This is a genomic window from Streptomyces anandii JCM 4720 (assembly GCF_014650655.1).
Classification (GTDB): domain Bacteria; phylum Actinomycetota; class Actinomycetes; order Streptomycetales; family Streptomycetaceae; genus Streptomyces; species Streptomyces anandii.
Genome location: NZ_BMVJ01000003.1, coordinates 399,330 through 411,296 on the forward strand (window position 1 = coordinate 399,330; position 11,967 = coordinate 411,296).

Here is an 11,967-nt window from a genome sequence, read left to right on the forward strand (position 1 = left end):
GCGTCGAGGAGCAGCGAGGTGTCGTCGTAGCGCTTCTGGGTGCGGTCGGTGAGTTCGGCGGTCTCCGACAGCAGGCGTCCGATGCCGGGGACGGCGTATGTGCGGTACAGGGCCAGTTCCAAGGAGCGGGTGAAGTCCCAGGGGAACTCGTAGGCCGCACAGAGCCGGTAGATCTCCGAGGCGTCCGCCACCGGGTCCATGCCCCGGATCTGCTCGAGCCGTTCGAATCGCTTCGCCACGCCGCCCCTCTTCTGCCGTCGGAGCTCCAACTCTACGTTGAGTGGCAGCACATGAACGCTCCGCGTCGGAACCAGGAAGGGGAAGGTGCCCATATGTTCGGCAGGCTCCGCACGTCCTTCACCAGACTCGCCGGCTCCTCGCACAAAGCCGCTGACGGCGGCCACCGCGGCGGCCGGTCCTCCAACCTGTTCGAGGCGGCCGCCGCCTATGTGTCGGCCTGCGCGGAGGACGACCAGGAAGCGGTCGACGAGGCCGCGACCTGGGTGTCGCCGGAGGCGCTGTCGTTCGGCGTGAACGAACTGGCGTGCCGTGCCGTGATCACTCTGGCCCGCGAGCGCGGCCAGTCGCCACGGACGGTGGCCCGGACCCTGCTGGGACTGCCCACGGAGTGAGGCCGGCCACGAAGCGGCCGTTTCGCCCCTCTCCAGGTGGAAAACTGCAGGTCCGCGTGGTCCCAGGAGTCGTGACAACGACGCCGCACTCGCACTAGGGTGCGCGCCGATGGACGAACCGATGGGGAGGCTGGAATGGCCGGGACGGACGAGGACGCCGTCGCCGCCGAGAACGATGCGCTCTTTGTGCTGACGGCGGTGCTGCTGACGCCGGCGCAGTTCCCGAGTGTGCTGGGCGACGACTATCCGGAGGCCTGCGCGGCGCTCGGCCTGGCGCCGCTCGCCGACGGATACGGCCTGGTGCTGGGCCAGGACGGTGACGGTGCGCGGTGGACGGTCGTCATCGACGACGTGTCGCTTGTCGCCGTGGCCATCGCGTCGTGGGACTGCGGCATGGAGTACGACCTCTCGCCCGACGAGCGCACGGTCGTAGCCGCTCTGCCGGGCTGGCCTCTCGCGGTCGCCGTCGCGGCGCCTGGAGTGCCCGCGCCGCACGACCCGGAGCCGGACCCCGCGGACGGGCCGGTGCTGACGCCGCCCGACACCAGCACCTGGGGGCCGGCTCAGCGCAGGCTGGGCGCGGACGAGATCGCACTGCGGTGGGCCGTGTGGCGGGAGCGGATCGACGACTCCGCCTTCGCCCCCGCGAGCCGGCCGACCGGAGCGGAGGCACCCGGTGGGGCGCCGTCGGCCGGGGACGACACGGACGGCACGCAGGATCGCACCCACGACGCCGCTCACCCGGACGGCAGGGACACCGGGCCCGCGTCGCCAGGACACACCGGGATCCGGCGCGTTTTGGCGGAGGCACGGGCATACGTGGCCTCGCCGCCGCCGCTCGGCCGGGTGAGGTCGGCGTTCGCCCCGGGCGAGGCGCGGACCCTGCGCGCGGACGGGCCCGGCTGGTCCATGGTGGCCCGCACCGACGACATCGCCTTCGTCCTCCTCGACGAGGAACCCGGTGAGGTTCTGCCGGTCGGCCGCGGTCCGGAGCTGCCCGGACTGCTGGAGGCACTCGACAAACTGGCGGTGCGCCCCAGCTGACCGGCGGGCCCCCGACCGCATCACGCCCACGACGCATGTCTTCTCCCTCCATGCCGAGCCACGTCTCCATATGGTGCGGACCCATGGATGACGCGGAGTCGGGACCGCACGATGGGGCAGCCCCGGGCTCGTCCCGTGTGCTGTTCCCACCGTCGTTCCGTCGTCCCACGTGCCCTGGAGGCCGTCATGCGTCTGTCCCGAGGTGTCCCGCTCGTCGCCGCTGCCCTGGTGTCGGCGGCCTTCGTGTGCCCGGTCCCGGCCGGGGCCGCGGAAGGGGGCGGGAGCGGACAGGGGCATGGCGGGCACTGCGTGCACCAGGAGCGCGTGCGGGTGCCGGGCGCGGCCTTCCAGCAGGCGGCCTGTCTCCCCGACCTGACCACCACCGGGCTGGCCGGCACCCCGTACACGGACACGGCCGACCAGGCGGGGCTCACGGCACTGGCCACCCGCACCCCCTCCGGGGTGCCCGGAGTGCAGATCGACGGCTACTTCCCGGACTCCTCCCACTTCAACACCACGCACGGCTGGAACCACGACGGGCAGTTCGTGATCCGGCTGCCCGACCACTGGAACGGCGGCCTGGTGGTGACCGGGGCGCCGGGCACCCGCAAGCAGTACGCCACGGACAAGGCGATCTCCGATCAGGTACTGGCGCAGGGCTATGCCTACGCGGCCACCGACAAGGGCAACAGCGGAGCCGACTTCTACCGCGACGGCACCCGGCCCGGCGACGCGGTCGCCGAGTGGAACACGCGGACGACCCAGCTCACGCGCGCGGCCAAGCGCGCGGTCGCCCAGCGCTACGGGCACGCCCCGCGCCGCACCTACATGACGGGCATCTCCAACGGCGGCTACCTCACCCGCTGGCAGCTGGAGCACCACCCGGAGCTGTACGACGGCGGTGTGGACTGGGAGGGCGCCCTCTGGACGGCCGACGGCCCCAGTCTGCTCACCTCCCTTCCCACGGCGGTCGCCCGGACCCTCGGCTCGGCCGGCGACGCGGACATGTACGCGGCGGGCTTCGCGCGGGGCTCCGAGTTCCTGTGGCCCTACCATGAGCACGCCTACTGGGGCGTGACGCAGAAGATCTACCGCGCCGAGTTCGACCCGGGCTACGACCCTGCCTGCCCGGGGCCGTCCGCCGGGTCCACCGCCGAGCAGATCCTCGCGCCGTGCCCCTCCGACGCGACGTACGACTACGCATCCCGGCCCGCCTCGGTGCACCGCGCGGTGGCCCGCGTGGGGCTGACCGGGCGGATCGGCAAGCCGCTGATCACACTGCACGGCGACCTGGACGCGCTGCTGCCCAAGGCCGCGGACTCCGACGTGTACGCGCGCATGGTGGACGCGAGCGGACGCGGGGCGTTGCACCGGTACTACACGATCCAGGGCGGCACCCACGTCGACGGCCTGTACGACACCTATCCGGACCGGCTGCGTCCGATCCTGCCCTGCTACCGGTCCGCCTTCGACGCGCTGGTGTCATGGGTGGAGCGCGGTGTGCGTCCGCCCGCGGACCGGACCGTCGGCAGGCCCGCGAGCGGCGACGTGGTCGACTCCTGCTCCCTGGGCACGGCCACGCCGGGCCGGTAGCGTCTCAGCGGCCCGGGTCGCCTCAGCGGCCCAGTTCCTTGCGGGTCACGCGGCGCAGCCGGCGTCGCTGGGAGGGGTCCAGCGTGAGGTACGCGGCGGCCGGGACTCCGAGGACTATCAGCAGGGCGGCCCACCAGGGCAGCCAGATCAGCAGGATGAGCCCGACCGCCACACCTCCTGCGGCGATCTTCGCGTTCTTCGACATCTGACGCCTCCTCCGCGGCCACTGCCGCTCTCTGTCGTGAGAACGGCCCCGCCCTCCCGGCGGTTCCGGACCACGACCCTGATACGTCCCTGAGACCCGCCCCTACTGGTGGGGCGGGCTCGGCGGCCACCCACCGATCAGCCGCGTTAACAACGCTTCAGGTCAATACAGCTAGCGCGTCCGGAGCGGCTCCCCGACCTCGTGCAGATGGCGCAGGGCCTGACGGTAGGAGGCCACGAGGCCGGTCTCCGCATAGGGAATACCCAATTCCCGGCAGTGGGCCCGCACGAGGGGCTGGGCCCGGCGCAGGTGGGGGCGCGGCATGCTGGGGAACAGGTGGTGTTCGACCTGGTAGTTGAGGCCGCCCAGGAACCAGTCCGTCAGCACCCCTCCGCGGATGTTGCGTGAGGTGAGCACCTGGCGCCGCAGGTGCCCCCAGCGCTCACCGTGCGGGTCGGGCATCTCCATGCCCTTGTGGTTGGGCGCGAAGGCCAGACCCAGGTGCAGTCCGAAGAGAGCCTGGTGCAGGGCCGCGAACGCCAGCGCCCTGCCCGGTGACAGGCAGGTGAGGAGCAGCGCGGCACACCCCACGAGGTGAGCCAGGAGAAGCGCGCCCTCCAGTGCCCGCTGCCGCGGAGGCTGCCGGCGCAGGTCCCGGAAGCTGTGGACCTTGAGGGCGACGCCCTCCAGGAGGGTGAGCGGGAAGAAGAACCAGGCCTGGTGGCGTGTGAGCCGGCGGCGCAGGCCCGTGCGGGCGCCCGCCTGCCCGGCAGTGAAGACCAGGACGTCCGCCGCGACGTCGGGGTCCTTGTCGATGTGGTTGGGGTTGGCGTGATGGCGGTTGTGCTTGGTGTTCCACCAGGCGTAGCTCAGTCCCAGCAGCAGATTGCCGTGGATCAGGCCGATGACGCGGCCGGCCGCCTTGTCACCCGTGATCTGCGCGTGGCCGGCGTCGTGGCCTATGAAGGCCGTGCGGGCGCAGAGCACGGCGAGGGGCGGGGCGAGCAGCAGCGCCCACCAGGAGTCGCCGATGAGGAACAGTCCGGCGACGGCGGCGGCCAGGGCGAGCGCGTTGGCGGCGATGGTGCGCGCGTACCAGGCGCGCCGGTGCTCCAGCAGTCCCTGACGCCTGACCGCGCGCAACAGCGGTGTGAACTCACTGCCCGCGGACGTACCGCCGGATGGGTCCTCTGAACTGTCCACGACGGTTGCGGCGGGATGGGGCATGGCTCGGTCTCCGGCTTCCTCGGCGATGTCCTGACCTGAGGAAACGTACGGAGCACAGGCTGCCCGGGACCATGGCGCCAGCCCCCGGGCATCCAGGGGGGACATCCCGCGCGGGTGAGGGGGGCTGGCTCCACCCGGCACCGTGGTGGCGGTCCGTGGTGCACGCGTGCGCGTGCACCACGGTCAACGGGGCCCGGGTGTCAGCCGCGTGCCCCGAGCAGGTGGTCCATGGCGAGCTGGTCCAGGTGCTCGAAGGCCATCCCGCGCGCGGCCGCGGCCTCGACGTCGAAGTCCTCGAAGGCCGCCCGGTCCGCCAGCAGCGCCTGCAGGCCGTCCTCGGCGGTGGGCTGCGCGAGCTGGTCGAGCCGGGACGCGCGCAGGGCCTCCCGCACCTCGGGGTCGGCGCGGAAGGCGGCAGAACGCTCCTTGAGGATGAGGTAGTTGCGCATGCAGCCGGCCGCCGAGGCCCACACGCCGTCCAGGTCCTCGGTCCGCGGCGGCTTGAAGTCGAAGTGGCGCGGGCCCTCGTAGCCGGCGCTCTCCAGCAGGTCGACCAGCCAGAAGGCCGCGCGCAGGTCGCCGGCGCCGAAGCGCAGGTCCTGGTCGTACTTGATGCCCGACTGGCCGTTGAGGTCGATGTGGAACAGCTTGCCCGCCCACAGCGCCTGGGCGATGCCGTGCGGGAAGTTGAGCCCGGCCATCTGCTCGTGGCCGACCTCGGGGTTGACGCCGTAGAGCTCGGGGCGCTCCAGGCGCTCGATGAACGCCAACGCGTGACCGACAGTGGGCAGCAGGATGTCGCCGCGCGGCTCGTTGGGCTTGGGCTCGATCGCGAAGCGGATGTCGTAGCCCTGGGCGGTGACGTACTCGCCGAGGAGGTCGAAGGCCTCCTTCATGCGGTCGAGGGCGGCGCGCACGTCCTTGGCGGCGCCGGACTCGGCGCCCTCGCGGCCGCCCCAGGCCACGTACGTCTTCGCACCGAGCTCCGCCGCCAGGTCGATGTTGCGGACGGTCTTGCGCAGGGCGTAACGGCGCACGTCACGGTCGTTGGCGGTGAAGGCGCCGTCCTTGAAGACGGGGTGCGTGAAGAGGTTCGTGGTAGCCATCGGCACGGTCATGCCGGTCGCGTCGAGCGCCTGGCGGAACCGCTTGATGTGCGACTCGCGCTCGGTGTCGGAGGACCCGAACGGGATCAGGTCGTCGTCGTGGAATGTGACTCCGTGGGCGCCGAGTTCCGCCAGGCGCTGCACCGTCTCGACCGGGTCGAGTGCGCGGCGCGTGGCGTCGCCGAACGGGTCCCGTCCCTGCCAGCCGACGGTCCACAGGCCGAAGGTGAACCTGTCCTCGGGGGTGGGCTGGTAGCTCATGCCGCGGCTCCTTGCTCGCTTGGCTCGCTTGCGACTATTTCGTCATGGCGATTTACAAATTAGTATGCCGACGCGTCCCTGGGAAGGGACAAGAGGGTCCCGGTCGGGGCGAGCCTCCGGCCGCCGTGCCCGGACAGGCGTGAGAACGCCAGGTCAGAGCGTTGATCCTGTGAGCCGTGAACAAGAGGGAGAGCCGATGTCAGCAGCCGAGGGACCGCTCGTCGTCGGTGTGGACTCGTCCACGCAGTCCACCAAGGTGCTCGTCGTCGACGCGGCCACCGGGCAGGTCGTGGCGAGCGGCCAGGCGCCGCACACCGTCTCGTCCGGCGCGGGACGCGAGAGCGATCCGCGCCAGTGGTGGGACGCCCTGTGCGCGGCGCTCCAGCAGTGCGGTGACGCGGCGCACGAGGCCGCCGCCGTGTCCGTCGCCGGTCAGCAGCACGGCCTGGTCACCCTGGACGGCCACGGCGAGCCCGTGCGGCCGGCCCTCCTGTGGAACGACGTGCGCTCGGCTCCGCAGGCCCGCCGGCTCGTCGAGGAACTGGGTGGCCCCAAGACGTGGGCGGAGCGCACGGGAAGCGTGCCGGGCGCCTCCTTCACGGTGACGAAGTGGGCCTGGCTGGCCGAGCACGAGCCGGAGGCAGCGCGGTCCACGGCGGCGGTGCGGCTGCCGCACGACTACCTCACCGGTCTGCTGACCGGCCTCGCCACGACCGACCGCGGCGACGCGTCCGGCACGGGGTGGTGGGCGTCGGCGACGGAGGCGTACGACGAGGAGGTCCTCGCCCATGTGGGGCTCGATCCCGCTCTGCTGCCGAGGGTGGTGCGCCCCGGAGAGGTGGCGGGAACCGTGCGCGACAGCCATGAACTGCCGTTCTCCAAGGGCACCCTCGTCGCACCTGGCACCGGTGACAACGCCGCCGCGGCCCTCGGCCTCGGTCTGCGCCCGGGGACCCCGGTGCTGAGCCTCGGCACCTCGGGCACGGTGTACGCGGTGGCCAGGCAGCGCCCCGCGGACCCGTCCGGCACGGTGGCGGGCTTCGCCGACGCGCGTGGCGACTGGCTCCCGCTGGCCTGCACCCTGAACTGCACGCTCGCGGTCGACCGCGTCGCCGCCCTCCTGGGCCTGGACCGGGAGGCCGTCGAACCGGGCACCGGCGTCACCCTGCTCCCCTACCTGGACGGGGAACGGACCCCGAACCTGCCCGGCGCCTCGGGCCTGCTGCACGGTCTGCGCCACGACACCACCGCCGGGCAACTGCTCCAGGCCGCCTACGACGGTGCCGTCCACTCCCTGCTCGGCGCGCTCGACCTGGTCCTCGACCAGGACGCCGACCGCACCGCACCGCTGCTGCTGATCGGCGGCGGCGCCCGGGGCACTGCCTGGCAGCAGACGGTGCGCCGGCTGTCAGGGCGGCCGGTGCAGGTCCCCCAGGCCAGGGAACTGGTCGCGCTGGGCGCCGCCGCCCAGGCCGCCGGGGTGCTCACCGGCGAGGACCCGGCCGCGGTAGCCCGCCGCTGGCGCACGGCCGACGGCCCGGTGCTGGAGGCAGTGGAGCGGGACGAGGAGACGCTGAACAGGATCTCCGGGGTACTCTCCGACGCGGCCCCGCTGCTGGAGAGGGGGACGGGCAGCCGCTGACACCCACGGACCGGCGGCCACGGACCGACACCACGGGCCGGAAGTCGCCGAGCCCACGCCACGGGCCGGAAGCCACCGGAACGACACCACGGGCCCGCGGGCACCGGACCGACACCACGGACCGGAAGCCACCGAGCCCACGCCACGGGCCGGAAGCCACCGGACCGCCACCAGCGGCGGCGGGCGCAACGGCTCGCCCCCACGGACACCCACCGAGGACGACCCAGGCATGACCGCACCGCTGCACCAGGCCCGCCCGGCCGGATCCGGGCGCTCGCTGCCCGACACCCAGCAGGGCATGCGCCGCCGCAACCTCGCCCGGGTCCTGCACACGGTCAGCGCAGAGGGCCCGCTGTCGCGGGCGCAGGTCGCCTCGCGCATCGGGCTGACCCGCGCCGCGGTGTCGACCCTGGTCGACGAGCTCATCCGCAGCGGGCTGCTGGAGGAACTCGGCCCCGAGCGGCCGGGCCGGGTGGGCCGGCCCGGCTCCGCGCTCGCCGTCAGCGGGCGCGGCCCGGCCGGTGTCGGCGCGGAGGTGGGCGTCGACCACCTGGCGGCCTGCGTGGTCGATCTGCGGGGCGAGGTGCGGGCGAGGGCCGTCCGGCACGGCACGAACCGGGGCCGCTCCCCCGGCCCGGTGGCCGAGGAGCTGACCGGGCTCATACGTCAGGTCGTCACCGAGGCCGAGCAGCTGGGCCTGTGGCCGGCGGGGCTGGCCGTCGCCGTGCCGGGCCTGATCGCCCGGGACGGCCGTACGGTCGTGCGGGCGCCCAACCTCGACTGGCACGACACCGACCTCGGCGCCCTGCTGGCCGCCGGGCTCCCGCTGACCGTGGACAACGAGGCCAACCTCGGTGCCCTGGCCGAACTCTGGCTCGGTGAGAGCACCCCGCGCGACTTCCTGCACGTGTCGGCGGAGATCGGCATCGGCGCCGCGGTGGTGGTCGACGGGCGGCTGCTGCGCGGGACGCGGGGTTTCGCGGGCGAGCTGGGACACGTGCCGGTCGAGCCGGAGGGGCCGCGGTGCCCGTGCGGCGGGCGCGGGTGCCTGGAGCAGTACGCGGGCGAGGAAGCGGTACTGCGCGCGGCCGGCCTGGAGCCGGGCGAGGACCGGGTCGGGCTGCTCGCCGCTCGCGCCGCCGCGGGCGACGAGAACGTACGGCGTGCTCTGCGCGACGCCGGTACGGCGCTGGGCGTCGCCCTGACCGGGGCGGTCAACCTCCTCGACCCCGAGGCCGTGGTGCTGGGCGGCGCGCTGGCCGCGCTCGCGCCCTGGCTGCTGCCGTCGCTCCGGGCGGAACTGGCGGGACGTACGGCCGGGCAGGCCTGTCCGGTGTCCGTCTCGCGCCTCGGCCCCGAGGGCCCGCTGCTGGGCGCGGCACACACGGTGGTACGTGCCGTCCTCGACGACCCGGCCGCGGTCGCCGAACGCGGCTGAGGCCCGGCAGGACGCCCGTGCGGCATCGCCTCCCGAGGCGCCCGGACGCGCGACGCCGACCACGTGCCGCGCACTCGCAACTCGCCCGAGTCGCCGCCCAATTCACCCGTTCGAGTGGCGGAGTTGTCCACAAGTCGCACTCCGTCCACCGTGCCGCTCCGTGCTCTTCTGCCCGACCCGTGGTCGCCGTACCGTGATTCACGCGAGGCGCACCACGTGTCCGCCTCGGCGAGCGACCACCGGTGAACATCCGTCACCGCGCCCTGTCCTGCCCCAGATCGGAGCTGTGCAGCGATGAGCGACCCCCGCATCCTGACCGTGCGGCCCCAACCGGGCGAGTTCGCCTGGACGTTCGGCGGCGTACCGCCTGTGGCACGGATAGCGCCGGGCACCGTTCTCGACCTGTACACGGAGGACTGCTTCGCCGGGCGGGTGCGGTCCGAGAAGGACCTCGTGTCCGAGGTGTGCGAGTTCCCGTTCCTCAATCCGCAGACCGGCCCCTTCCACGTGGAGGGCGCCGAGCCCGGGGACACCGTCGCCGTGCACTTCGTGTCCGTCGAACCCGCCCGCGACTGGGCGGCGTCCACGACGGTGCCGCTGTTCGGCGCGCTCACCTCCACTCACACCACGGCCACCCTGCAGCCGCCGCTCCCGGAGACCGTGTGGATCTGGCAGCTCGACCGGGCCCGGCGCACCGTTCTGTTCCAGGCCCAGGACGGCGACTTCGAGGCGGAGTTGCCGATGGATCCCATGCACGGCACGGTGGGCGTGGCCCCGGCCGGCCTGGAGGTGCGCTCGGCGCTGGTTCCCGACGCCCACGGCGGGAACATGGACACGCCCGAGATGCGCGCAGGGGTCACCTGCTACCTCGGCGTCAACGTGGAAGGGGCGCTGCTCAGCCTCGGCGACGGGCACGCCCGGCAGGGCGAGGGCGAGACGTGCGGAGTCGCCGTCGAGTGCGCGATGCACACGGTGGTGGTCGTCGAGCTCCTCAAGGGGATCGCCACACCCTGGCCGCGCATCGAATCGGACACCCACATCATCTCCACCGGCTCGGCGCGCCCGCTGGAGGACGCGTTCCGGATATCCCAGCTCGACCTGGTGCGGTGGCTGGTGCGCGACTACGGCTTCGGCGAGCTGGACGCCTATCAGTTCGCCACGCAGGCCGTCGAGTCACCGCTGGCCAACGTGTGCGACACCAACTACACCTGCGTGGCCAAGCTCCGCAAGGAGTGGCTGCCGGTGCGCGAGACTCACCGCGGAATGCACGCACGGATGCGCGAGACCGCGGCGGCGCTCCGGCGCTGAACACGTGCGCCGGCCGACGACCGAGAACCTCCCCCCACAGAAGGGCTCTCATCCATGGACCGGGCAAGATCCCATCCCAGCAGACGGCGGATCCTCAAGGGCGCCGCCCTCGCCGCCGTTCCCTGCGCGTTACTCCCCGCCACGCGTGCCGGAGCGCGGCCGCGGTTCGCCGACTACCCGCCCGCCGAGTGGCAGCCGGCGAGCAGCTCCAACTACACGGCGTCCAGCCGGCCCACGAGCTACTCCGTCGACCGGGTGATCGTCCACGTCACGCAGGAGACCTACGCCAGCACCCTCGCCATCTTCCAGAACCCCCGGGAGAAGGTCTCCGCGCACTACGTGGTCCGCTCCGCCGACGGCCATGTCGCGCAGTGCGTGCGCGAGGCGGACGTCGCCTGGCACGCGGGCAACTGGGACTACAACACGCACAGCATCGGCATCGAGCACGAAGGGTGGGTGGACAGGCCGGCGTACTTCACCGACGCACTGTACGAGCGATCGGCGCAGCTCACCGCGGCGATCTGCGACAGGTACGGCATCCCGAAGGACCGTGCGCACATCATCGGCCACGCCGAGGTGCCGGGCACCGACCACACCGATCCCGGGCCGAACTGGGACTGGGTCCGCTACATCAGACTGGTCAACTTCGCCTGACGCGGGCGCCGGGCGGCGCGGGCGGGCGCCGGGCGGGCCGTCGTTCGGACGAGCGTCGTCGAAGTGGTTGTCGGGGCGCGCACCCGGAGTGACGATGTCCCCCAGCCGCAACGCCGTCCGGGAGGCCGAGTTGTCCGATCCGTGGGTGGCCCTGGAGCCGGGGGCCGACGCCGTCGAGCGCCTGCGTGCGCTGCGCCGGGCGCACGAGACGTTCACCGCGGTGGGCACGGTGCCGGGGCCGGTGCGTCCGGTGGTGGCGGACTCGTGGCGGCGTTCGGCGCGGGCCGGTGTCGGGCCGGACGGCAGCGCGAGTGTGGACCTCGCGGACGGCGACCTCGGCGCCTACCGGGCGGAGCACCCGCTGGCGCCGGTGATGCCGCTGTTCCGGGAGCTGATGGGTACTTTCGCCGCCGACGGGGAGCACCTGCTCGCGGTGTGCGACGCGCACGGCCGGCTGCTGTGGGTGGAGGGCCATCGGGCCACGCGGCGGAAGGCCGACCGGATGAACTTCGTGCCGGGTGCCGGCTGGGCGGAGTCCGCGGTGGGGACGAACGCGCCGGGCACGGCGGTCGCCGTCGACCGTCCGGTCCAGGTGTTCGCGGCCGAGCACTTCATCCGGCAGGTCCAGCCGTGGACATGCGCGGCGGCACCGGTGCACGATCCGCGCACCGGGCGGGTGCTCGGCGCGGTGGACATCACCGGCGGGGACGGCCTCGCGCATCCGCACAGCCTCGGATTCGTGCAGGCGGTGGCGCGTGCCGCGGAGGCCCAGCTCGCACTGCTCGGTCCGCGTGCCGAAGCCGTCGGGACGGCCGAGCTGACCGCGCTCGGCCGCGACGAGGCCCGGTTGGTGCTGG

The 11,967-nt window shown here is 73.2% G+C and carries 11 protein-coding genes and 1 pseudogene; 8 read left to right on the forward strand and 4 right to left on the reverse strand.

The genetic code is table 11. The annotated features are described in order from the left end of the window. Positions 1 to 200, reverse strand: a pseudogene (locus tag IE249_RS36595) (oxygenase MpaB family protein); the annotation flags it as partial. Positions 201 to 332: 132 nt separating this feature from the next. Between IE249_RS36595 and IE249_RS07750 the strand changes: the two are divergent. From IE249_RS07750 to IE249_RS07760, 3 genes are all read left to right on the forward strand, one after another. Next, entirely contained in the window at positions 333 to 632 is a 300-nt protein-coding gene (locus IE249_RS07750; protein WP_189704017.1) for a hypothetical protein, read from the forward strand. A 135-nt stretch (positions 633 to 767) separates the two neighbouring features. Beyond that, entirely contained in the window at positions 768 to 1,676 is a 909-nt protein-coding gene (locus IE249_RS07755; protein WP_189704018.1) for a hypothetical protein, read from the forward strand. A gap of 186 nt (positions 1,677 to 1,862) precedes the next feature. After that, complete coding sequence (locus tag IE249_RS07760; RefSeq protein ID WP_189704019.1) at positions 1,863 to 3,269, forward strand: tannase/feruloyl esterase family alpha/beta hydrolase; 1,407 nt, start codon at positions 1,863 to 1,865, stop codon at positions 3,267 to 3,269. A 22-nt stretch (positions 3,270 to 3,291) separates the two neighbouring features. Here the strand turns inward: IE249_RS07760 and IE249_RS07765 are convergent, their stop codons facing one another. The 3 genes from IE249_RS07765 to xylA all read right to left on the reverse strand — a co-directional run bounded on the left by IE249_RS07765 (position 3,292) and on the right by xylA (position 6,068). Further along, entirely contained in the window at positions 3,292 to 3,474 is a 183-nt protein-coding gene (locus IE249_RS07765) for a tail-anchor membrane protein (RefSeq protein ID WP_189704020.1), read from the reverse strand. Between the two features lie 171 nt (positions 3,475 to 3,645). Continuing rightward, positions 3,646 to 4,701 (reverse strand): fatty acid desaturase family protein, encoded by a 1,056-nt coding sequence (locus IE249_RS07770; RefSeq protein ID WP_189704021.1) that lies wholly within the window; start codon positions 4,699 to 4,701, stop codon positions 3,646 to 3,648. 200 nt (positions 4,702 to 4,901) lie between these two features. Beyond that, positions 4,902 to 6,068, reverse strand: a complete 1,167-nt coding sequence (gene xylA, locus IE249_RS07775; protein ID WP_189704022.1) for a xylose isomerase — start codon at positions 6,066 to 6,068, stop codon at positions 4,902 to 4,904. Positions 6,069 to 6,264: 196 nt separating this feature from the next. On the opposite strand from xylA, the gene xylB reads away from it, so the two are divergent. The 5 genes from xylB to IE249_RS36600 form a co-directional block, all read left to right on the forward strand. After that, on the forward strand, positions 6,265 to 7,710 hold the full coding sequence (gene xylB / locus IE249_RS07780; RefSeq protein ID WP_189704023.1) for a xylulokinase: 1,446 nt from the start codon (positions 6,265 to 6,267) through the stop codon (positions 7,708 to 7,710). A gap of 229 nt (positions 7,711 to 7,939) precedes the next feature. Then, positions 7,940 to 9,148 carry an ROK family transcriptional regulator gene (locus tag IE249_RS07785; RefSeq protein ID WP_189704024.1) on the forward strand — a complete coding sequence of 403 codons (1,209 nt, stop codon included), beginning with the start codon at positions 7,940 to 7,942 and terminating at the stop codon, positions 9,146 to 9,148. Between the two features lie 294 nt (positions 9,149 to 9,442). Then, positions 9,443 to 10,456 (forward strand): acetamidase/formamidase family protein, encoded by a 1,014-nt coding sequence (locus tag IE249_RS07790; RefSeq protein ID WP_189704025.1) that lies wholly within the window; start codon positions 9,443 to 9,445, stop codon positions 10,454 to 10,456. Positions 10,457 to 10,510: 54 nt separating this feature from the next. Continuing rightward, positions 10,511 to 11,110 (forward strand): N-acetylmuramoyl-L-alanine amidase, encoded by a 600-nt coding sequence (locus tag IE249_RS07795; protein ID WP_189704026.1) that lies wholly within the window; start codon positions 10,511 to 10,513, stop codon positions 11,108 to 11,110. A 94-nt stretch (positions 11,111 to 11,204) separates the two neighbouring features. Then, positions 11,205 to 11,967, forward strand: a 763-nt coding sequence (locus tag IE249_RS36600; RefSeq protein WP_229857794.1) for a GAF domain-containing protein, incomplete at its 3' end; no start/stop codon positions are given.

What these genes read in the sequence shown, in the direction of transcription:
- IE249_RS07750 (WP_189704017.1), top strand. Translation starts at nt 333, where the DNA reads ATGTTCGGCAGGCTCCGCACGTCCTTCACCAGACTCGCCGGCTCCTCG.
- IE249_RS07755 (WP_189704018.1), top strand. Translation starts at nt 768, where the DNA reads ATGGCCGGGACGGACGAGGACGCCGTCGCCGCCGAGAACGATGCGCTC.
- IE249_RS07760 (WP_189704019.1), top strand. Translation starts at nt 1,863, where the DNA reads ATGCGTCTGTCCCGAGGTGTCCCGCTCGTCGCCGCTGCCCTGGTGTCG.
- IE249_RS07765 (WP_189704020.1), bottom strand. Translation starts at nt 3,474, where the DNA reads ATGTCGAAGAACGCGAAGATCGCCGCAGGAGGTGTGGCGGTCGGGCTC.
- IE249_RS07770 (WP_189704021.1), bottom strand. Translation starts at nt 4,701, where the DNA reads ATGCCCCATCCCGCCGCAACCGTCGTGGACAGTTCAGAGGACCCATCC.
- xylA (WP_189704022.1), bottom strand. Translation starts at nt 6,068, where the DNA reads ATGAGCTACCAGCCCACCCCCGAGGACAGGTTCACCTTCGGCCTGTGG.
- xylB (WP_189704023.1), top strand. Translation starts at nt 6,265, where the DNA reads ATGTCAGCAGCCGAGGGACCGCTCGTCGTCGGTGTGGACTCGTCCACG.
- IE249_RS07785 (WP_189704024.1), top strand. Translation starts at nt 7,940, where the DNA reads ATGACCGCACCGCTGCACCAGGCCCGCCCGGCCGGATCCGGGCGCTCG.
- IE249_RS07790 (WP_189704025.1), top strand. Translation starts at nt 9,443, where the DNA reads ATGAGCGACCCCCGCATCCTGACCGTGCGGCCCCAACCGGGCGAGTTC.
- IE249_RS07795 (WP_189704026.1), top strand. Translation starts at nt 10,511, where the DNA reads ATGGACCGGGCAAGATCCCATCCCAGCAGACGGCGGATCCTCAAGGGC.